Origin of the sequence: Pseudomonas sp. PvP100 (assembly GCF_017833055.1) — a bacterium.
In the GTDB taxonomy this organism is placed as follows: Bacteria; Pseudomonadota; Gammaproteobacteria; order Pseudomonadales; family Pseudomonadaceae; genus Aquipseudomonas; species Aquipseudomonas syringae.
Genome location: NZ_JAFIBO010000001.1, coordinates 1,650,538 through 1,675,514, shown reverse-complemented (window position 1 = coordinate 1,675,514; position 24,977 = coordinate 1,650,538). Strand labels below are relative to the sequence as shown.

The 24,977-nt window shown below is 61.7% G+C and carries 1 protein-coding gene (running past one end of the window); it reads right to left on the bottom strand.

From position 1 onward, the window contains the following. Positions 1–24,977, bottom strand: partial view of a non-ribosomal peptide synthase/polyketide synthase gene (gene sypA / locus JOE39_RS06990; RefSeq protein ID WP_210077643.1) — the 5' portion only. 730 nt of this gene lie to the left of the window's left edge; the window shows 24,977 of its 25,707 coding nt (coding positions 1–24,977); the start codon lies at positions 24,975–24,977; its stop codon lies beyond the left edge, outside the window.

The window sequence follows — 24,977 nt, the reverse complement described above, 5'->3', positions numbered from 1 at the left end:
CCAATGTAGATCTCACCCGCTACACCCAGTGGCACGGGTTGTTGCTGTTGGTCCAGCAAGTAAAACTGTGTATTGCCAACCGGCTTGCCGATGTGTGCAGCGAAGCCGTGTTCGCGATCCATCGCCACCCAGCTTGAGTAGGTGGTGGTTTCCGACGGGCCATAGAGGTTGCACAGGCGCTGGACGCTGGTCTTTTCGAACAGGTTTTCCACCAGGCTGCGCTTGAGCGCTTCACCGGCGACGTTGACGGTATGCACCGACTCTGGCAGCGCGTTGATTTCCAGCAGCGCTTTCAGCGCCGACGGCACGGTGTTGATCAGGCCGATATCGTGTTCGCCGTGTTGCAGTTGCAGAACGTTGCTGACAACCTCGATTCGCCCCCCTGAGGTGAGCGGCGCGAAGCACTCGTAGACCGCGAGGTCGAAGTTCAGCGAGGTGGAGAACAGTGTTTTTTCCAGTGCAGCGCCGTCGAAAGCCGTGTGGGCCCAGCTCAGGAAGTTCACAGTGTTGCGGTGTTCGATCATCACGCCTTTCGGCAAGCCGGTAGAGCCCGAGGTGTAGATCAGGTAAGCCAAATGGGCCGAGGTCAGCCCCGCCACCTGTGGATTCCGCACCGATTCTTCTTGCCAGTTGTTCTGATCAAGATTGATCACCGGTACCGAAACGTCGGTCAGTAACGCTTCTGTCGCCGACTGTGCCAACACGGCAGCAGGCGTGCTGTCCTGCAGCATGTAAGCAATACGCTCTGCTGGATAAGCCGGGTCCAGTGGCACGTAACCACCGCCCGCCTTGAGGATCGCCAGCAAACCGACGACCATTTCCGCGCTGCGCTCTACACAGATCCCGACTCTGGAATCCGGCTGCACACCCTGCTTGCGCAAGGTATGCGCCAAGCGGTTGGCCTGCTCGTTAAGCTCGCGGTACGTCAGGCGCTGTTCGCCATGGACGACTGCCGGCGCTTCAGGTGTGCGCTCGACCTGTGCTTCGAACAGCCCATGAATGGTCTGTTCGTGCGGGCAATCCAGCGCCGTGTCGTTGAACCCCACCAGCAACTGCTCGCGCTCGGCAGCCGGCAGAATCGGCAGGCTCTCGAGGGCAGTATCTGGCGACTGCTCCAGCGCAACCAGCAGATTGTCCAACGCGGTCTGCATATAGCCGCAGACTCGCCCGGCGCCAACCTTGCCGGTCACCAGCACTGACAACCTGAAACCGTCGCCTTGATCATCGACGTTCAAGGTCAGCGGGTAGTTGGTGCGTTCCTCGCCACTCTGTACGTCGATGCCGCGCCAGGCCTCGATCGACTCAGCAGAGGGTTCGCCCACGCTGCTGTGGCGGTAGTTGAGCAGCGCGCTGAATAGTGGCAGCAGTGCCGCCACGCCGCTGCAACGCTGCGCCAGCACCAACGGCGCGTGTTCATGGCCGAGCAGCGCGGTGAGTTGAGCATGGGTCGCCCGGACCCCGGCCTGCGCACCCTGCCCGGCCAGATCGACGCGCAGCGGCAACGTATTGATGAACATGCCCAACGCCCTTTCTGCGCCTTCACCACTCTGCATGCGGCCTATCAGCACGGTGCCGAATACCACAGATTGCCTGCCCGATACCTGGCTCAATACCTGAGCCCAAGCCAGATGGACCAGACTCGCGGCGCTTACCCCCAGCTGCCGGGCCTGGGCGCGCAGGCGCAGGTTCAATTGACGGTCCAGTGTCAGACTGCTCTCTTCAATGTCGCGGCCATCGCCCTGCACATCCAGCAGGCCGAATGGCAGCGTCGGTTCGTCGATATCACCGAGCTGTTCGCGGAAGAACGCTTCATGGTCTTCGCGGCTCACACCGAGGCGAGCCTGGGCCACATAGTTGCGATACGGAATGGCGACCTCGAGTTGGTCCGCCTGGCCCAGCAGGTGTGCCTGCATGTCGTGGAGCACAACCTCCATCGCCGTATGGTCGAGGACCATATGATGGAACAGCAGGATTGCCACCCAGCGCTGGTTGGGCGAATCTTCGGCGAAGACCAAACGCAGCAACGGTGCCTGGCTCAAGTCCAGCCGCGAATGGCGAGGGTCGAAGCGCTGTTGCAACTGATTGATGACCGGGCCATCGGCCGGGTCGAGTTCGATCTGCTCCAGATGCAGGCGGGCCTGCCGCCAGACGACCTGCATCGGTGTTTCCAGACCTTGCCACAGCACTGCGGTACGCAAGATGTCGTGACGGTCGATCACACTTTGCAAGGCGTCTACAAAAGCGTTCAAACGCTGGCGATCAGCGATCTCGAAGAGCGTTTGCAGAACGTACGGGTCGCCTTGTTCGGCAGCCAGATGGTGGTAGAGAATCCCCTCCTGCAACGGTGCCAGTGGGTAGATATCCTTCACATTACTGACGCCACCCGGCACGCTGGCGACAATACGGTCGATGGCGACCTGATCGAGATCGGCCAGCGGCAGCAACTGCGGAGTGATGCGCGTGCAATCGTCCGGGATAGCATTTTCCGGGACTGTTATTTCACTTCCGCCACCCACCGCCGCAGCCAGTGCGGCCAGCGTCGGCTGTGTGAACAGGGTGCGAATATCGGCATCGAGCCCCTGGCGCCGCATCTGTGCGATCAGATTGACAGCCAGCAGCGAGTGACCGCCGAGTTCAAAGAAGTGGTCATGACGCCCCACCCGCTCGACGTGCAGCAGTGAACTCCAGATCTCGGCCACAGCCGTTTCCACCACCCCTTGAGGTGCTTCGTATTCGCGATCAGGAAGCGCTTCGCGATCCGGCAATGGCAAGGCCTTGCGGTCGACCTTGCCATTGGCGGTCAGCGGCCAGGCGTCCAGACGTACGAAGGCGCTGGGCACCATGTAGCCCGGCAGCACTGCCAGCAAGGCAGCGCGCAGTTCGGACACCGGCATCGACAGCGAACCGGCGCGTTCGATGAAATACGCCGCCAGCCTTGGCTGGCCCGGCTCGTCCTCACGGGCCAGCACCAGCGCTTCTTCAATACCCGGCAATTGGCTGAGCTGAGCTTCGATCTCGCCCAGTTCAACGCGTAAGCCGCGGATTTTCACCTGGTCATCGTTACGCCCCAGGTAGTCGAGAGTGCCATCGGCATTCCAGCGTGCCAGGTCGCCGGTGCGGTACATCCGTGCGTCGGCGTGGAACGGATCACGCAAAAAGCGCTCGGCGGTCATCTCCGGCCGGTTAAGGTAACCCCGCGCCACGCCGTTTCCGGCCACATACAGCTCGCCCGCCACACCCAGCGGCACCAGTTGTTGATGTTTGTCGAGCAGGTACACGCGGGTGTTGGCAATCGGTGTGCCGATGTCGAGGCTGCCGTCGGGCAGCAAGCGCCCCGATGTGGCAACCACCGTGGCCTCGGTCGGGCCATAGTTATTGATGACGGCAAAACCCGGATCGCGCTGGAACTGGCGCAGACGGTCGCCACCGATCAACAGCGTGCGCAAGGTGGGGTGAGTCAGGTGGCGGCTGAAGGCGTACTCGGCGACCGGTGTCGGCAGGAAAGCGACCTGCAGCGGTTGAGCGATCCACCAATCAAGCAGCGCATCAAGCTGTTCATTACTCACCTCCGCAGGCGGCAGGTGCAGGGTCGCCCCGGCACACAGCGCCGGCCAGACTTCCCAGGCCATGGCGTCAAAGCCGAAGCCAGCGACACTGGCGGTATGGCTGCCAGCCTGCAGATCGAAGGTTCGGCAATGCCAGTCGATCAGGTTGCCGAGGGTGCGGTGCTCGACCATCACGCCTTTTGGCTGGCCTGTGGAACCGGAGGTATAGATCACGTACGCCAGATGCGTGGCGTTGAGCCCGGCCACCTGCGGGTTGTCCAGGCGTTGCGGCCATTGAGGCCGGTCGAAGGCGATGACCGGTGCAGCCGTTTCGGGCACACGGCTGATCAGGGCCTGCTGGGTCAGCAGCACTTTGGGTGCGCTGTCGGCCAGCAGATAGGCAATGCGTTCGTCAGGGTGCGACGGATCGACCGGGACGTAGCCGGCGCCGGCCTTGAGGACGGCGAGCATGGCCACCAGCGTGTCCAGGCCGCGACGGGCCATGACCGCCACACGATCATCGACACCGACGCCGAGGCTGATCAGGTGATGGGCCAGTGCGTTGGCGCGATGGTTCAACTCGCCGTAGTGCAGGCACTGTTCGCCCACCTGAGCCGCCACACCTTCGGGCGCGCTGGCCGCCCGGGCTTCGATCATGGCGTGCACGGTCTGCTCATCATTAACCTGCGCCAGCGCCGTCGTGTTGAGCGTTTCCAGCAGGTAACGGCGTTCCTCTTCGCCGACCAGCGTGATGCGATCAAGGTGCGTCTGCTCATCATTCGCCAGGGTTTCGAGGACTTGCACGAAATAGCCGAGATACCGCTGCGCGGTCGCTTCGTCGAACAGCGCCGTGGCGTAGTCCAGCGTACCGACCAGCGTCTCGCCCTGCTCGCTCAGGTTCAGCGAAAGGTCGAATTTGGACACCTGACTGACCTGCTCGATCGGCACCACTCGCAGGTCGCCCAGCGACGCGGCGGCGTGTTTGCCGGGCATCCAGTTCAGCGTGTTCTGGAACAACGGGGGATGGGCCAGGCTGCGCGTCGGACGAACCACTTCAACGACCTGCTCGAACGGCAGGTCCTGATGCTCCTGTGCTTCCAGTACGCGCGTCTTGACCTGAGCCAGCAGCGCTTCGCCGCTCGGATTGCCCGAGGTGTCGATGCGTACCGCCAGGGTGTTGACGAACAGGCCGACCAGGTCTTCCAGTTCGCTACGGCCTCGCCCTGCCACCGGGCTGCCAATCACCACTTCGCCCTGACCGGAAAGACGTGTAAGTGTCGTCGCCCAGGCGGTCATCAGCGCCATGTACAACGTAACGCCCTGGCGTTGCGCCAGTTGACGCAGATCTGCCGTCAGACGTGCGTTCAGTTGCACCGCAAGGCTGGCTCCGGCGAAGTCCTGCTGCGCCGGACGCGGCCGGTCAGTTGGCAACGTGAGCAGCGTCGGCGCGCCCTCCAGTGCCTGACGCCAGTAGGCCGCCTGGTGCTGCAGACGCTCGCCCGATAGCCAGCGACGTTGCCATACTGCGTAATCGGTGTACTGGATCGCCAGCGGCGGCAGTGGGTCGGGCTGTCCCTGACAGAACGCCGGGTACAGCGCCAGCAGCTCCTGGCTCAGCACACCCATCGACCAGCCATCGGCGACGATATGGTGCACAGTCAGCAGCAGCACATGACGGTCGTCGGCCACATGCAGCAGATGAGCGCGAATCAGTGGGCCGTCAGCCAGATTGAACGGTGCGACCGCCTCGACCCGAATAGCCTCTTGCAGGCGATGGGGCACATGGCGAATGTCTTCGACAGACAGTGTGGCGTCTGCGCAGGTAGGCGCGAACAGCACCTGCGCAGCGCCTTCGCGGCTCACGAATCGGCTACGCAAGGTTTCATGGCGTTCGACGATGCGTGCCAAGGCTCGCGTCAGGGCGGTGACGTCGAGAGTACCCTCAAGGCTCAGCGCCATCGGGATGTTATAGGCTTGGTTACCGCCGTCCATCTGTGCCAGGAACCACAACCGTTGCTGGGCGAAGGACAATGGCATTGGCTGATCACGCTTCACCGGCAGGATCGCTGTCAGCTCACTGCGCGCCACGCCACCCAGCGCTGCGGCCACCGCTGCCAGTTCACCGCGGGCGAACAGCTCGCCCAGCGGCAATTCCACGCCCAGTTGCTGGCGCACTTGAGACACCATGCGCATGGCCAGCAGGGAGTGCCCGCCCAGATCAAAGAAGTTGTCGTTACGGCCAATCCGCTCGACCTGCAGCACCTCGGCCCAGATCTCGGCCAGCGCCACTTCGACTTCGCCTTGCGGTGCTTCGTAACCACGACTGATCAGCGATTGCGCATCCGGCACTGGCAGGGCCTTGCGGTCGAGCTTGCCATTGGCGGTCAGCGGCAGCGCATCGAGCTGCACGTAGGCCGCGGGCACCATGTACTCCGGCAATGTGCCTTGCAGGTGGCTGCGCAGAGACTCAATGTCGAGCACGGTTTCAGGCTGTCGCGCCGTGACATAGGCCACCAGACGCTTGTCACCAGGCACATCCTGACGGCATAGCACCACGGTCTCGCTTACATCGGCGTGTTCGGCCAGGCGCACTTCGATCTCACCCAGTTCAACACGGAAACCGCGGATTTTCACTTGATCGTCATTGCGACCCAGGTATTCCAGGTTGCCGTCGGCACGCCAGCGCACCAGATCGCCGGTGCGGTACATCAGTGCATGTTCAGAAGGGCTGAACGGGTCGACGACAAACTGCGTGGCGCTCAATTCGGCACGATTCAAATAGCCCTTGGCAACGCCCTGCCCGCCGATATACAGCTCGCCGGGCACGCCCAACGGCACCGGTTGGCCTTGGCCATCGAGCACATACAGGCGGCTATTACCCACCGGTTTGCCGATAGGGATCGAGCCATCGCCGACCGACGTAATCTCGTAGGTCGCGGAAAAGGTCGTCGCCTCGGTCGGGCCATAGCCATTGAGCAGATGGTGTGGAGGATTGTTCGCCAGCACTCTGTTTATAACGGCAGGGTCCAGCACATCGCCGCCGACGATCAGGTAGCGCAGACGTGAAAACGCTTCGCCCAGCCCCGAAGCGTATTGATGGAACAGCCCTGCGGTCATCCACAGCACGGTTACCGATTGCTCCAGCAACAGGCGCTGGAAATCGCGCGGGGACAGCAAGTCATTCTGCCCGATCACCACCACGCAACCGCCATTGAGCAACGGTGCCCAGACATCCAGCGTACTGGCATCAAACGCCGGGTTGGAGGCAAACGCTACGCGATCCTGAGCATTGAAATCGGCGTAACCGTTGTTGATCACCAGACGGCTGATGGCGCGATGCGGCACCAGCACACCTTTCGGGGTGCCCGTCGAGCCGGAGGTGTACATGATGTACGCGACACTTTCGCTGGACTGCGGCAATGCCAGATCAGTGTCTTTCAGGCCGTCCAGCGTCAGATTGTCGAGGTCAACACGCTGCGCAGCGGTCGTCAGCGACATCTGGCTATGGGTCAGCAGAACACGCGCCTGACTGTCTTCGATCATGAACGTCTGACGTTCGACCGGTGCATTGATGTCCAGCGGCACGTACACCGCCGAGCACTTGAGCACCGCCAGCTGGCTGGCGAGCAGGTCGAGGCTGCGTTCCAGCAGGATCGCTACGCTGTCACCCGGCTGCACACCGAGCCCCAGCAGATGCCGCGCCAGGCGATTGGCCCGGGTGTTGAGTTCGGCATAGCTCATGGCCACGCCATCGTGGATTGCAGCGCAAGCTTTGGGGCACGCCCGTACCTGGGCTTCGAACAGACTCTGCACGGTCTGCTGCTGTGGGTAATCCCGCGTGGTGTCGTTGAACGCCACCAGCAGTTGCTGCCGTTCGGCTTCCGGCACTACCGGCAGATCGCACACCACCGAATCCGCCGCGAATTCAAGGGCTTTGACCAAGTGGCTCAAGGTGGTCTGCATGTAGGCGCAGATGCGCCGCGCATCAATACCGGTCACAGCCTGCACATTCAGCCTGAAACCCGTACCCAGGTCATCGACGTTCACAATCAACGGATAGTTGGTTCGCTCTTCACTGCTCAGGGCATGGATACCCTGCCAGGCCTGGGTGTCCCGCTCGGAGACGTTGCCAACCGCACTGTGGCGGTAGTTGAGTAGCGCATTGAACAATGGCAGCGGCGCGGCCACGCCACTGCAACGCTGGGCGAGCACCAGCGGCGCATGCTCGTGACCGAGTAATGCCGTCAGTCGCTCGTGAGTCGCTTTTAAACCCTCGAACACTGTTATCGCACCGACGTCCACGCGCAGGGGCAACGTATTGATGAACATGCCCAAGGCACGGTCGGCGCCCTCACTGCTCTGCATCCGGCCCATCAACACTGTGCCGAACACTACGTCGCGCTTGTCCGACAAATTGCCCAGCACCTGGGCCCAGGCCAGATGCACCAGGCTGGCGGCACTCACACCCTGTTGCCGGGCCTGAGCTCGCAGGCGCAGATTCAGTTGGGCGTCCAGCACCAGGCTGGCTTCTTCAATATCACGACCGTCGCCCTGCACATTCCCCAGGCCGAACGGCAGCGTCGGCTCGTCGATATCGCCCAGCATGTCGCGGAAGAACGTTTCGTGATCTGCCTGGCTGACACCCAGGCGTGCCTGGGCCACATAGTTGCGGTATGGCACGGGCACCGACGCTGCCAAGGCTTCGGCCTCGTCAAGCAGACAGCTCTGTATTTCGTGCTTCACCACTTCCAGCGCGGCGTGGTCCAGGGCCATGTGATGGAACAGCAACATCGCGCAAATCCGCTGGTTGAGCGGATCTGCGGCATAGGCTACGCGCATCAAGGGAGCCTGACCGATGTCCAGACGGTAGTGACGCGGGTCGAAACGGCTGTGCAATTGCTCCGCGATACCACCGTTTGCCGGATCCAGTTCAAGCGCTTCAAGGTGCAACCGGGCTTGACGCCAGACCACCTGGACCGGGGAGTCGAGACCTTGCCACACCACGCTGGTGCGCAGGATATCGTGGCGGTCGATAACTGTTTGCAGGGCGTGAACAAAGGCGTCCATGCGTTCGCGGTCGTCAAAGACGAACTGAGTCTGCAACACATAGGGGTCGCCGGTTTCGGCTGACAGGTGGTGATAGAGAATACCTTCCTGCAACGGCGCCAGCGGGTAGATGTCCTGCACATTGGCCACGCCGCCCGGCACGGTGGCTAGGACTTGATCGATCTGCACCTGCGTCAGGTTGATCAACGGCAGCAGCTCAGGCGTAATTTGCTGGCAATCGTCATTAATGAGATTGGCCGGCACCACTATCTCAGTGCTACCACCGATTGCTGCGGCCAGTGCGGCCAGCGTGGGCTGGCCGAACAGCGCACGCACGTCGACGCTCAGGCCTGACTGGCGCATATGACCTATGAAACTGACTGCCAGCAGCGAGTGACCGCCCAGTTCGAAGAAGTTGTCGTGACGACCGACCTGCTCGACGCCCAGCAATTCTTGCCAGATAACCGCGATCTGCGTTTCTGTTTCGCCCTGCGGCGCTTCGTAGCCACGGCTGATCAGCGAGTCACTGTCGGGTGCTGGCAGTGCTTTGCGATCCAGCTTGCCGTTGGGGGTCAGCGGCAGCTTATCCAGCATCACGTAAATGGCTGGAACCATGTACTCCGGCAACCGTTGCTGCAAATGACTGCGCAGGCTGTCGATGTCCACTACGGTGTGCCCGGCCGCCAAGGTGTAATAGGCCACCAGACGCTTGTCGCCGGGAATGTCTTCGCGAGCCGTCACCACCGCTTCATGGACGGCCGGGTGTTTAGCCAGACGCGCATCGATCTCGCCCAGTTCGATACGGAAGCCACGGATCTTCACCTGATCATCGTTACGGCCCAGGTATTCGATATTGCCGTCTGGCAGATAGCGACCCAAGTCGCCAGTGCGGTACATGCGTGCCGCTGGGTTTTGGCTGAACGGGTCCTTGAGGAAGCGTTCGGCAGTGAGGTCGTCACGGTTCAGGTAGCCACGGGCCACACCGGCACCGCCGATGTAGATTTCACCCGCAACACCCAGTGGAACCGGCTGCTGTTGCTCATCCAGCAGATAAAACTGTGTGTTGCCGACCGGCTTGCCGATATGAGGAGCGAAACCGTCTTCGCGGCCCATGGCCACCCAGCTTGAGTAGGTGGTGGTTTCCGAAGGACCGTAGAGGTTGCACAGGCGCTGCACGCCTGTTTTTTCGAACAGGTTTTCTACCAGACTGCGCTTGAGCGCTTCACCGGCCACGTTCAACGTGTGAACCGTTGCCGGCAGCCCGTCAACGTCCAGCAGTGCTTTAAGCGCCGACGGTACGGTGTTGATCAGGCCGATATCGTGCTCGCCGTGTTGCAGTTCCAGCACGTTTTTGACGACTTCGATGCTGCCGCCCGAGGTCAGTGGCGCAAAGCACTCGTAGACGGCGAGGTCGAAGTTCAGCGAGGTGGAGAACAGCGTTTTTTCCAGTGCAGAGCCGCCGAAAGCGTTATGCGCCCAGCTCAGGAAGTTGACGGTGTTGCGGTGTTCGATCATTACGCCTTTCGGCAAGCCGGTCGAACCCGAGGTGTAGATCAGGTAGGCCAGGTGCGCGGAAGTCAGTCCAAGCACCTGCGGATTCTGGACGGATTCGTCCTGCCAATCGCTCAGATCAAGATTGATCACAGGCACCGAAACGTCGGCCAGCAAGCCCTGAGTAGCGGTGTGAGCCAGCACGGCTGCCGGAGCGCTGTCCTGCAACATATAAGCAATACGTTCCGCTGGATAAGCCGGATCGAGCGGCACATAGCCGCCGCCCGCCTTGAGAATCGCCAGCAAACCGATGACCATTTCCGCGCCGCGTTCTACACAGATTCCGACGCGAGAATCAGGCTGAACGCCCTGCTTGCGCAAGGCATGGGCCAGGCGGTTGGCCTGCTCGTTAAGCTCGCAATAGGTCAAGCGTTGTTCGCCATGGACGACTGCCAGCGCTTCCGGTGTGCGCTCGACCTGCGCTTCAAACAGGCCATGGATAGTCTGCTGCTGCGGATAATCCAGCGCCGTGTCGTTGAACCCCAGCAGCAACTGCTCAAGCTCGTCGGCCGGCAGGATAGGCAGGCTATCGAGGGCAGTGTCTGGTGATTGTTCCAGCGCGATAAGCAGATTTTTCAGTGCGGTCTGCATATAGCCGCAGACACGTCCGGCGCCGACCTTGCCGGTCACCAGCACCGACATTCTTAAGCTGTCACCCCGGTCATCGACGTTCAAGGTCAACGGATAGTTGGTCCTTTCCCCGCTGCTGAGCATGTCGATACCGCGCCAGGCCTCGATCGACTCATCGGAGGGTTCGGTCACGCCGCTGTGGCGGTAGTTGATCAGCGCGCTGAACAGGGGTAAGGGCGCTGCCACACCGCTGCAACGCTGCGCCAGCACCAACGGCGCGTGTTCGTGGCCAAGCAACGCGGTCAGGCGGGCATGAGTCGCCCGCACTCCGCCGCGAGCGCTCTGCCCCGCCATATCGACGCGTAACGGCAAGGTATTGATGAACATGCCCAACGCCCGTTCGGCGCCTTCGCCACTTTGCATACGGCCCATCAACACGGTGCCGAATACCACCGTGCGCTTGCTCGACACCTTGCCCAATACCTGAGCCCACGCCAGGTGCACCAGACTCGCGACGCTTACCCCCAATTGCCGTGCCTGAGCGCGCAGGCGCAGAGTGAGCCGACGGTCCAGAATCAGGTTGCTGTCTTCAATGTCGTGGCCATCACCCTGCACATCCAGCAGGCCGAACGGCAGCGTCGGCTCGTCAATGTCCCCCAGCAGCTCGCGGAAAAACGCTTCATGAGCTTCGCGGCTCATGCCCAGACGGGCTTGGGTCACATAGTTGCGATACGGTATCGCGGCGTCGAGCTGGTCCGCTTTGCCGAGTAGCCGGGCTTGCATGTCATTAAGCACAACGTCCATCGATTTGTGGTCGAGAACCATGTGATGGAACAGCAATATCGCCACCCAACGCTGGTTGGGCTGGTCTTCGGCGAAGGACAGCTGCAACAGCGGTGCCTGGCTCATGTCCAGCCTTGAGTGACGAGGGTCGAAGCGCTGTTGCAACTGATCCATGACCTGGCCATCGGCCGGATCGAGTTCGACCTGCTCCAGAAACAGCAGAGCCTGACGACAGACCACCTGCATCGGTGTTGCCAGACCTTGCCAAAGCACCGCAGTGCGCAGGATGTCGTGACGGTCGATCACACTTTGCAAGGCATCGACAAAGGCGTTCAGACGCTCGCGGTCAGCAAAGGCGAACTGCGTCTGTAACACATAGGGGTCGCCGACCTCGGCGGCCAGATGGTGATAGAGAATGCCTTCCTGCAGCGGCGCCAGCGGGTAGATATCCTGCACATTCGCCGCGCCGCCTGGCACGCTGGCGACAATGAGGTCAATGGCGGCCTGATCGAGATCGGCCAGCGGCAGCATCTCCGGCGTGATGCGCATGCAGTCGTCGGGGATAGCATTTTCGGGGACTGTTACGTCACTTGCGCCGCCGCCCACGGCCGCAGCCAGCGCGGCGAGGGTCGGCTGGCTGAACAGTACGCGAACGTCTGCGCTCAAGCCGGCCTGGCGCATACGTTCGATCAGGCTGACGGCCAGCAGCGAATGCCCGCCCAACTCAAAGAAATGGTCACGTCGACCGACTTGCTCAACCTGGAGCACTTCGGCCCAGATCGTCGCCAGCAGGTTTTCCACTTCACCTTGCGGCGCTTCGTAGCCACGGCTGATCAATGCCTGCGCATCCGGTTCGGGCAGCGCTTTACGGTCAAGTTTGCCGTTGGTTGTCAGCGGTAGTGCATCGAGGCGCACATAGGCTGCGGGCACCATATAGTCCGGCAGGCGGGTTTGCAGATGGCTGCGCAGTGTCTCTATTTCCAGTGTTCGCTGAGCCTCATGCACAGTGAAATAGGCCACCAGGCGTTTCTCTCCTGCGTCCTGTCGCACCAGCAGCGCTACTTCGTGTACCGCAGGGTGTGTGGCCAGAACGGCCTCGATTTCGCTCAGCTCAATGCGGAAACCGCGAAGTTTCACCTGGTCATCGTTACGGCCGAGGTATTCGATGTTGCCGTCTGGCAGATACCGGCCAAGATCGCCGGTACGGTACATGCGTGCTGCTGGTCGCTGGCTGAACGGGTCGTTGAGGAAGCGTTCGGCGGTCAGTTCGTCACGGTTCAGGTAGCCCCGCGCTACACCGGCGCCGCCGATGTAGATCTCGCCCGCAACGCCCAGGGGGACGGGCTGTTGCCGTTCGTCCAGCAGGTAAAACTGCGTATTGCCAACCGGTTTGCCGATATGAGGAGCGAAACCGTCTTCGCGATCCATCGCTACCCAGCTTGAGTACGTGGTGGTTTCCGACGGGCCATAAAGGTTGCACAAGCGCTGCACGCCGGTTTTTTCGAACAGGTTTTCCACCAGACTGCGCTTGAGGGCCTCCCCGGCCACGTTCACGGTGTGGACCGACGTCGGCAATCCTTCTACATCCAGCAAGGCCTTGAGCGCCGACGGCACGGTGTTGATCAGGCCGATATCATGTTCGCCGTGTTGCAGTTCCAGAATATTTTTAACCACCTCGATCCTGCCGCCCGAGGTGAGTGGCGCAAGGCACTCGTAGACGGCGAGGTCGAAGTTCAGCGAGGTGGCAAACAGTGTTTTTTCCAGCACAGAAGCGTCAAAGGCTTTGTGCGCCCAGGTCAGGAAGTTAACGGTGTTGCGGTGCTCGATCATCACGCCTTTCGGCAGACCGGTGGAGCCCGAGGTGTAGATCAGGTAGGCCAGGTGCGCCGAAGTCAGCCCCGCCACCTGCGGATTCTGGACGGATTCGTCCTGCCAATCGCTCAGGTCAAAATTGATGACGGGCATCGAAATATCGGCCAGCAAGCCCTGAGTAGCGGTGTGAGCCAGCACGGCTGCCGGAGCGCTGTCCTGCAACATATAAGCAATACGTTCCGCTGGATAAGCCGGGTCGAGCGGCACATAACCGCCGCCCGCCTTGAGAGTCGCCAGCAACCCGACGACCATTTCCACGCCTCGTTCGACACAGATCCCGACTCGCGAATCCGGTCGCACTCCCTGTTTACGAAGGGCATGGGCCAGGCGGTTGGCTTGCTCGTTGAGTTGGCGATAGCTAAGGCGCTGTTCACCGTGAACCACTGCTACAGCATCCGGCGTGCGCTCGACCTGCGCTTCGAACATCCCGTGAATGGTCTGTTGGTGCGGATAATCCAGCGCGGTGTTATTGAACCCCACCAGCAACTGCTCGCGCTCCTCGGCAGGCAGGATCGACAACTCTTGTAAGGAGGCTAGTGGTGTCTGCTCCAGCGCCGTTACCAGGGTTTCCAGCGCCATCTGCATGTAATTGCAGACGCGTTTGGCGCCGATTGACGAAGTGACCAACGCCGTGAGGCTGAACCCCTTACCCAGGTCATCGACGTTCAACGTCAATGGATAGTTGGTGCGTTCTTCGCTGTTCAGGGCATAAATACCCTCCCAGGCCTGGGCGGTCCGTTCTGAAACGCTGCCAGGCGCACTGTGGCGGTAGTTGAGCAAAGCGCTAAACAATGGCAGTGGCGCGGCCACACCACTGCATCGCTGGGCGAGCACCAGCGGTGCATGCTCGTGGCCGAGCAAGGCAGTCAGTCGTTCGTGAGTCGTGTTTAATCCCTCGACCACTGTTATCGCACCGACATCCACGCGCAGTGGCAACGTGTTAATGAACATGCCCATGGCGCGGTCAGCGCCCTCACCACTCTGCATACGGCCCATCAATACCGTGCCGAACACCACGTCACACTTGCTCGATACATTGGCCAACACCTGGCCCCAGGCCAGATGCACCAGGCTGGCGGCACTTACACCCTGCTGCCTTGCCTGAGCCCGCAGGCGCTGATCCAGCCGGGCGTCCAGCGTCAGGCTGGCTCCTTCGATATCACGACCGTCGCCCTGCACATCCTGCAGGCCGAACGGCAGGGTCGGTTCTTCGATGTCGCCAAGCATCTTGCGGAAGAATGTTTCGTGACCGGCCTGGCTGACACCCAGGCGTGCCTGGGCCACGTAGTTGCGATACGGCACGGGCACCGACGCTGCCAAGGCATCGGCCTCGCCGAGCAACCCGCTCTGTATTTCATGCTTCAACACTTCCAGTGCCACATGGTCGATGGCCATGTGATGAAACAGCAACATCGCCAGCCAGCGGCCGTTGAGCGGATCATGGCTGAAGACAATGCGCATCAGGGGCGCGTGACGCACATCGAGGCGGTAATGCCGAGGATCGAAGCGCTCGTGCAATTGCTCATCAACCGGGCCGTCTGCCGGGTCGAGGAGCAACTCCGGGACTTGCAGTTCGGCTCTGCGCAGCACCACTTGCACCGGTTCATCGAAACCTTGCCACAGCACGGCGGTACGCAGGATATCGTGCCGGTTGATCACGCCTTGCAAGGCGCCGCTGAAAGCGTCCAGTCGTGTCCGGTCAGATATCTCGAACAGCGCTTTCAACGTGTAGGGGTCGCCCCCTTCTGTACTGATGTGGTGGTAGAGAATCCCTGCCTGCAGAGGCGCCAATGGATAGATATCCTGCACATTCGCCATGCCGCCCGACACGCTGGCAGCTATCTGATCGATCTGCATTTGGCTCAGGCTGATCAGCGGCAACAGTTCAGGGGTGATGTATTCACAATGTTCGGGAATCAGATTGGCCGGCACCACGACTTCCGTGCCACCACCGACCGCAGCTGCCAGCGCCGCCACGGTCGGCTGGCTGAACAGCACGCGAACGTCGGCACTCAGGCCGACCTGGCGCATGCGTTCGATCAGCGTCACCGCCAGCAGCGAGTGGCCACCCAGTTCGAAGAAGTGATCATGGCGACCCACCTGCTCGACCTTGAGTACGTCTGCCCAGATTGAGGCCAGCAGGGTTTCGAGCTCGCCTTGTGGTGCTTCGTAACCATGGCTGATCAGCGACAGTGCGTCCGGCGCTGGCAGGGCCTTGCGGTCGAGCTTGCCGTTGGCGGTCAGCGGCAGCGCATCGAGCTGCACGTAGGCTGCCGGTACCATATAGTCCGGTAACAACCCTTGCAGATGGTTACGCAGGTGTTCGATGTCCAGTGCAGTTTCAGGCTGCTGCGCCGTGACATAAGCGACCAGACGCTTGTCGCCAGGCTCATCCTGACGGCACAGCACCACGGCTTCACGAATATCCGAGTGCTCGGCCAGGCGTGCTTCGATTTCACCCAGTTCAACGCGGAAACCACGGATTTTCACCTGATCGTCATTACGACCCAGGTATTCCAGATTGCCATCTGCGCGCCAGCGAACCAGGTCGCCAGTGCGGTACAGGCGAGCCTGTGGGGCGCTGTCAAACGGGTCGGCGACGAACTTCTCAAGAGTCAGTTCATCACGGTTCAAATACCCCCTGGCGACACCCTGTCCACCAATATACAGCTCGCCGGGCACGCCCAAAGGCACTGGCTGGCCTTGGCTGTCGAGCACATACAGGCAAGTGTTGCCCACCGGTTTGCCGATAGGGATCGAGCCATTGCCGACTGACACAATCTCGTAGGTGGCGGAGAAGGTCGTCGCCTCGGTCGGGCCATAACCGTTGAGCAGATGTTGCGGCGCATTGTTCGCCAGTACCCGGCCAATAACGGCAGGGTCCAGCACATCACCGCCGACAATCAGGTAGCGCAGGCGCGAAAAGGCCTCGCCCAGACCCGAGGCGTATTGATGGAACAATCCGGCGGTCATCCACAGCACGGTTACGGCTTGTTCCAGCAGCAGGCGCTGGAAATTCAGCGGCGAGAGCAAGTCGTGCTGCCCGATCACCACCACACATCCACCATTGAGCAGCGGCGCCCAGACATCCAGGGTGCTGGCGTCAAACGCCGGGTTGGAGGCAAACGCTACGCGATCCTGAGCATTGAAGTCGGCATAACCGTTGTTGATCACCAGCCTGCTGATGGCCCGGTGCGGCACCAGTACACCTTTCGGAACACCCGTCGAACCAGAGGTGTACATAATGTAGGCGACACTTTCGCTGGACTGCGGTAATGCCAGATCAGTGTCTTTCAGACCGTCCAGGGTCAGGCCGTCGAGATCGACACGCTGAGTGCTGGCTGTCAGCGATATCCGGCTACGAGTCAGCAGGACACGCGCCTGGCTGTCCTCGACCATGAACGCCTGTCGCTCTACAGGCGCGTTGACGTCCAGCGGCACGTACACCGCCGCGCACTTGAGCACTGCCAGCTGACTGGCGAGCAAATCGTGGCTGCGTTCCAGCAGGATCGCCACGCTGTCACCCGGCTGCACACCGAGCCCCAGCAGATGCCGCGCCAGGCGATTGGCCCGGGTGTTGAGTTCGGCGTAGCTCACGGCAACACCATCGTGGATTGCCGCGCAAGCTTCGGGGTACGCCCGCACCTGAGCTTCGAACAGGCCATGCACCGTCTGTTGCTGCGGGTAATCCCGCGCGGTGTCGTTGCACGCCACCAGCAGTTGCTGGCTTTCGGTTTCCGGCACTACCGACAGGTCACGCACGGCTGAATCCGGTGCGGACTCAAGGGCCTCGACCAAGTGAATCAAGGCGGTCTGCATGTAATCGCAGACCCGCTGGCCATCGAAACCAGTTGCCACCTGCACGCTCAACAGGAAGCCTTCGCCTTGATCGTCCACCGATAGACTCAACGGGTAGTTGGTCCGTTCGCGGACGCCGAGCACCTGAGCATCCGCCCACCGCTCGCCACCGCTTGCTTCGCGCGCCGGGCTGTGGCGGTAGTTGAGTAGCGCGCTGAACAGTGGCGAGGCTGCGGCCACCGCGCTGCAACGTTGAGCCAACACCAGCGGCGCATGTTCGTGGCCGAGCAATGCGGTCAACCGGGCGTGTGTCTGACGTACGGCCTGACGCACGGCGCAGGTACCGACATCGACCCGCAGCGGCAAGGTGTTGATGAACATCCCCAGGGCGCGGTCAGCACCCAGGCCGCTTTGCATGCGTCCCAGCAACACGGTGCCGAACACCACATCTTCACGCCCGCTGGCGGCGCCCAGCACTCTTGCCCAGGCCAGGTGGTGCAGGCTTGCTGCGCTCACCCCCAGTTGCCGAGCCTGAGTGCGTAGACGTTGACACAGATCAGCCGGAAGATCGTGGCGAACCTCCTTGACGCCCTGCCCGTCACCCTGCACCTCAAGCAGGCCGAACGGCAGGGTCGGTTCATCGACATCACCAAGCATCTCGCGGAAAAACGCTTCGTGTTGCTCGCGACTCACGCCCAGACGGGCCTGACCCACGTAATTCCGGTAAGGCATCGCCGGCGGCAGTTGCGCCGCAGTGCCTTGCAAGTGGGCGAGCATTTCTGCGCTCATCACGTCCAGCGCGGTGTGGTCGAGGGCAATATGGTGGAAAAGCAGGATCGCCACCCAGCGCTGGTTCTCAGAGTCCTCGGCGAAGGCCAGGTGAATCAGCGGGGCCTGACTGAGATCGAGGCGGCACTCGCGTGGATCAAAACGGCGTTGCAGCTCAGCGACGATATCGGCGCCGTCCGGGGCCAGGGTGATCTGCTCCATCGACAGCTCGACCCGGCGCAGAGCGACTTGCAGCGGGTGCTCCAGATCTTCCCAGACCAGCGCCGTGCGCAGGATGTCATGGCGATCGATCATCGCCTGCAAGCCTTCGGCAAAGCGTCGTACGTGTGCCGGGTCGCGCAGGGCGAAGGTCGCTTGCAGCAGATACGGGTCGCCCTGTTCGGCAGCAATATGATGGTAAAGAATGCCTTCCTGCAACGGCGCCAGCGGGTAGATGTCCTGCACGTTCGCTGCGCCACCGGGAACGCCGGCGACAATACGCTCGATACTCGCCTGGTCCAGTGCTGTGAGGGTCAGCATGTCCGGGGTGATGTGCCTGCAGCCCTCGGGGATGCCGTTGGCGGGCACCTCGATCTCGATGCCGCCGCCCACCGCCGCCGCGAGTGCGGCAAGGGTCGGTTGGCCGAACAGCACGCGCACATCGGCACTCAGGCCAGCCTGGCGCATGCGCTCGATCAGCTTCACCGCCAGCAGCGAATGACCGCCCAGCTCGAAGAAATGGTCCTGCCGACCGACCCGCTCCACACTCAGTACTTCGCACCAGAGCGCGGCCAGCGTGGTTTCGGTATCGCCGAGTGGCGCCTGATAGTCGCGACTGACGAAGGCATCGGCAGAGGGCTGCGGCAACACGCGACGATCCAGTTTGCCATTGGGCGACACCGGCAGTTTTTCCAGGTGTACATAGGCCGCCGGGATCATGTAGTCAGGCAGCAGAGCCTGTAAGTGCAGGCGCATCTGGTCGGCCTGGGGCACAACCTGGCCGGCCTGCACGCTGAAATACGCCACCAGGCGCTTTTCACCTGGAACGTCTTCGCGGGCCAGCACCGCCGTATCGCGCAGGCCTGGATATTGACCAAGGCGTGCCTCGATTTCCCCCAGTTCGATACGAAAACCACGCACCTTGATCTGATCGTCGTTACGGCCCAGGTAGACAATCCTGCCGTCCGCCTGCCAGCAGGCAAGGTCGCCGGTCTTATACAGGCGCGCGTGTGGGTTGCCGACATCGTTGCTCGCAAACGGATCAGCGATAAAGCGTTCGGCGGTCAAGTCATCGCGGTTCAGGTAGCCACGGGCGACAGATGCGCCACCGATGTACAGTTCACCCGCAACGCCCACCGGCACCGGGCGCATGTCTTCGTCGAGCAGGTAAATGCGGGTGTTGGCCACCGGCTGGCCGATGTTCGGCAAGGTCGGCCAGGCCTGTGGATCTCCATCAAGAGTCAGCGCCGTGACCACGTGGGACTCGGTCGGGCCGTAGTGATTATGTAGGCGGGCATCGCTCAGACGGGCGAATAACTGCCGCATCGGTTCGGTGATTCGCAGTTGTTCACCCGCAGTGATCACGTCCTGCAACAGGCACTCAGGCTGTTCAGGCTCGTCAACCACGGCCTCGGCCAATGCCTGCAGGGCAATACACGGCATGTACAGGCGTTCGATACGCTGCTCGCAGATATGCTCGAACAGGCGGCGGAAATTCAGACGAGTATCAGCGTGGATCAGCGACAGCTCGCCACCTGCGCACAAGGTGCTGAAGATTTCCTGAAAGGCCACATCAAAACCCAGTGCTGCGAACTGCAAGGTACGTTGCCTCGGGCGACGGTCCTCGACAGCCTGGGCGATCTGCCAGTGCATCAGGTTGACCAGCGGCGCATGGGGCATGGCCACGCCTTTTGGCTGACCGGTAGAGCCCGAGGTGTAGATCAGGTACGCCAGGTGCTGCGCGCCAAGCCCTGCGAGCTGCGGGTTGGTTGCCGGCGCGCGGTCGATACCGCTCTCGGCGCGGGCCTCAGCTTCCAGCAGCAACACCGGCATGGCGGCCTGCGCAAAGCGCTCGCGCAAACCACGTTGGGTCAGCAGTATTTTCGGTGCGCTGTCCTCAAGCATGTAGGCCAGGCGTTCTTCAGGGTAAGAAGGGTCGAGTGGCACGTAGCCTGCGCCGGCCTTGAGAATGCCCACCAGGCCGGCGATCATTTCCAGACTGCGTTCCACACAGATCGCTACGCGGTCATCAGCACCAACGCCTGCAGCGATCAACCGGTGGGCAATCTGGTTGGCCCACTGATTGAGCTCGGCGTAACTCAGGCGCTGGCCTTCGTAGGTGACCGCCACCGAATCGGGCTGCGCAGCTGCCTGAGCTTCGAACAACTGGTGCAGCAAAAGGTCTTGCGGGTAGGCGCTATCGAACGCGTTGAAATCTTCCAGCAATTGGCGACGCTCGTGCGCGGGCAGCCAGTCGAGGCTGTGCAAGGCAGCATCGGGCCGGTTGTCCAGCGCGTCGGCCAGTTGTTCCAGCACCGTGTGCATGTAACCGCAGATGCGCCGGGCATCGATTCCGGCCACCGCCTGAACGGTCAGACCGAAGGATTCGCCGAGGTCGTCTACCGATAACGACAGTGGGTAGTTGGTGCGCTCTTCACCGCCGAGTACCTCGACACCGCCCCAGAGTCTGGTCTGCCCAGCCTCTTGGGGTGTCTGGGCGCCGACCGCGACATGGCGGTAGTTCATCAGCGCACTGAATAACGGTGTCGGTGCTGCTACGCCGCTGCATCCCTGGGCCAGTGACAACGGTGCATGCTCATGACTGACCAACGCCGCCAACCGGGCGTGGGTGGTGCGCACTGCAGCCTCAATGCCCTGCTCTCCGGCAGCGACGCGCAATGGCAAGGTATTGATAAACATGCCCAAGGCCCGCTCGGCGCCTTGACCACTGAGCAGGCGGCCCATCAACACGGTACCGAACACCACATCCTGACGCCCCGACAGGCGCCCGACCACCTGGGCCCAGGCGAGGTGATGCAGGCTGGCATTACTGACGCCCAGGCGCCGCGCATGGGCGCGCAGACGTCCGGCGAGTTTCGGCTCAACCGGCAATAGCGCTTCGTCGACTCCGCTGCCGTCGCCTTGCACGTCTTGCAGGCCAAATGGCAGGGTCGGCTCGTCAACATCTGCGAGCATGTCGCGGAAAAACGCCTCATGCTCCTCGCGGCTCACGCTCAATCGCGCCTGAGCCACATGATTACGATACGGCACCGACGCGGGCAGATGTTCGCCGCTCCCTTGTCTGAACGCCTCGATCTCTGCGCCCAGCAAGGCCAGCGATGTGGCGTCGTCGATCAGGTGATGGAACAGCAGCACCGCAACCCAGCTTTGGTCGACGGGATCTTCGGCGTAGTGCAGGCGCATCATCGGGGCCTGATGCAGGTCCATGCGTATCCGCCGTGGATCGAACTGTGCCTGCAACTGGGCCGCAACATCCCCTTGATCCGGGTGCGGTAAAAACGCCTCGACCCGCAGCCGTGCCTGACGCCAGACCACCTGCACCGGCTCGTCGAGTTCTTCCCAGGCCACAGCCGTGCGCAGAATGTCGTGACGATCGATGACTTGCTGCAAGGCTTCCGTAAAGTCCAGCAACTGCTCGAAGCTATCGACCCGCAACAAGGCCTGCAACAGGTATGGATCACCCTCCTCATTCGCCAAATGGTGATAAAGGATGCCTTCCTGCAACGGCACCAGCCCATAGATATCCTGCACATTACTCACACCGCCCGGCACGCTGGTGACCACCCGGTCGATCTGGGCCTGGGTGAGCGCGGCCAGAGGCAGCATGTCCGGGGTAATGTGCCGGCAATAGGCGGGAATCTTATTGGTGGGCGCCTGCACCTCTGTGACCTTGCCGCTGGCTGCCGCCAGCGAGGCCAGGGTTGGCTGGCCGAACAGCACGCGCACGTCGGCATTCAGACCGATGTCGCGCATGCGTTCGATCAGTTTCACCGCGAGCATCGAATGCCCACCCAGCTCGAAGAACTGGTCATGGCGGCCTACCTGCTCGACGCCCAGCAACTCGGTCCACAACCCGGCCAGGCGGGTTTCCGTCAGCCCTTGCGGTGCCTCGTATTGACGCCGGGCATAAGCTTCGGCCGAGGGCAGCGGCAGTGCCTTGCGGTCGAGCTTGCCATTGGCGGTCAGCGGGAACGCCTGCAGACTGACAAAAGCGCTTGGCAGCATGTGCTCGGCGAGCGACAGGCGCAGCTGTTCACGCAAATAGGTAGCGTCGGGTTCCAGGTCTGCTGTGCCGATGACATACGCCACCAGACGCTTGTCGCCCGGTTCGTCTTCACGCACCACGACCACAGCTTCGCGCACGCCTTGGCAGGCGCTCAATTGAGCTTCGATCTCGCCCAGCTCGATACGGAAACCGCGAATCTTTACCTGCTCGTCGTTGCGGCCCAGGTATTCCAGGCTGCCGTCCGGCAACCAGCGACCCAGATCGCCAGAGCGGTACATCCGCGCGCCCGGTTCCGAAGCAAATGGATCATCGAGAAAGCGCGTCGCGTTCAATTCGTCGCGATTGAGGTAGCCACGGGCCACGCCTGCCCCGCCGACGTACAACTCGCCCACCGCACCCGGTGGCAGCGGATGGCCATAGGCATCGAGCAAATAAAGTTGCAGGTCGGGGATGCGCTTGCCAATCGGGCTGGCGCCCACGCGCTGGGCGTCTTCAGGCTGCAACGGATAGTAGGTGACGTGCACGGTGGTTTCGGTAATGCCGTACATGTTCACCAGTTGCGTGTCAGCGTTCACGCTGCGTGCGTACCACGGCTTGAGCATCGCCGTATCCAGTGCTTCACCGCCGAAAATTACCTGGCGCAGCGAATGTGCCTGTTCCTTTTCTCCCTGGGCCGCAATCAATTGGCGAAACGCACTCGGCGTCTGGTTGAGCACCGTAACACCTGCACTGCACAGCAGGTCGTGGAAGTCTTCAGGCGAACGGCTGACCAGTTGCGGCACGATCAGCAGACGTCCGCCGTGCAGCAGCGCGCCCCAGATTTCCCAGACTGAGAAGTCGAAGGCAAACGAGTGGAACAGCGCCCAAATATCCTGTTCATTGAAACCGAACCAGTCCCGGGTGGCCGAGAACAGTCGTGCAACGTTGCGATGCTCGACCATCACACCCTTGGGCAGGCCGGTGGAGCCGGAGGTGTAGATGACGTAGGCAAGGTCGCTGGGTTTGACCGCTACTTGCGGATTGCAGGCGCGTTCATCCTGCAAGTCGACATCGTCGAGATAGATCAGCGGCACATCCGACACCGGCAACGCCTGTTGTACTGATTGCTGGCTCAACAATGCTACCGGCGCACTGTCGCCGAGTGTGTAGGCCAGACGCTCGAGCGGGTAAGCAGGGTCCAGTGGCACGTAACCGGCGCCGGATTTGAGGATCCCCAGCAAGCCGATAATCATTGCCGGGCCGCGTTCGACGCAGATCGCTACACGATCGTCCGGGCGTACACCCTGTGCCAGCAAACGATGCGCGACCTTGTTGGCACGCGCGTTGAGTCCACCGTAGCTCAGGGTCTGCCCTTCGAACATCAGCGCGACGGCGTCTGGTCGCTCTGCGGCGCGGGCTTCAAACTGCTGGTGGATCGTCAGGTACTCGGCGGAATGTGGCTGACCGGCATTCCACGTCTGAATCTGCAAGGCGTCGGTCTTGCTGATCAGCGAGAACTCATGCACTGGCAGTTGTTCGTTCGCCAGCCCCTGCTCCGTGACTTGCTGCAAGCGCTCGGCAAGCGGGACGATCTCGTCGTGCTGAAAATAGGCCTCGTTGTAGATGTAGTGCAGCCGCGATTCAGTGTCGCAAGCGTTGCTGCGCAGGTGGATGGCCAGCGGTGTCTGCTCGTGGTTGTTTGAACACTTGAAGGCGCGGGCGCTTGCCTGACCGAAGCGAAGCAGTTGGTTTTGGCGCTCATAAGAAAACGTCAGGTCGAACAATTGCGTACGCTCGGCACGGCGCAATTCCAGCAAGCTGTTAAGGTCGCTGACCGGAAACCGCTGGTGGCGGTAATCCTGCTTGACTGCCCGACAGATGCCCTGGACCAGTTCAGCGAACGTCAGGTCGGGACTGAATTTCAGACGCACTGAACTGAGCTGGGTAAAAAGCCCCAGGGTCTTTTTGTAGCTGGCAGTGGAACGGTTGAGAATCGGCAAGCCGATGACCAGTTCATCACGCTGATAGGCGCGGGTGAAGTACACGTACAGCACTGCCAGATGAACGTGGAACGACGAGGCGTTCAGTCGCAGGGCCAGCTCCTCGATCTGCTGCTCCAGGCCACGGTCCATGCCGTAGCTGAGGTGGCCGCTGCGGCTCGTCGCCGGGTGCTGAATCCGAGCCTGGTGACGTGGCGCCAGCAATGGATCGGGGATGTCGCGGTATTTGTCCAGCCAATAGGCCTGATCGAGAGCAAAGCGTGGCGACTCGCGATACTGGCGGTCGTCCTTGATGAAATCGACATAGGACGGTGCCGCCAGATCGGGCACACGTTGATCGTGCAATACGCTGTAAAGCTCACTGACGGACGCACAGAGCCGGTCGATGCCCCAGCCATCGAGCGCAATGTGGTGGGCATGAATCACGAAGTAGAAACGCTGTGCTTCGAGCTTGAGCAAATGCACTCGGAACAGTGGTCCACCTTCCAGCTTGAACGGTTGTTCAAGCTGAGTCTGCATCCAGTGTTCGGCTGCCTGACGCGGGTCGTCCCGCCCTTGCAGGTCAAACGGTGTCACAAGCATCGGCATGCTCGTGGCGAAGGTCTGCATCGGCACGCCTTCCTCGTCCCGCTCTTCGAGCAGGACCATGCGCAGCGCATCATGCTTCTCGATCAACAGGTCCAAGGCTCGCTGGAATATCCCGGAATCGAAGGGGCCTTCGATCTCCACGTAGCCGCCGATGTTGTATAGCGGCGAGTCGCGCTGGGTCATCTGGTCCAGCCAGATATTGCGTTGGGCAGCGGTCAGGACAAATGCCAT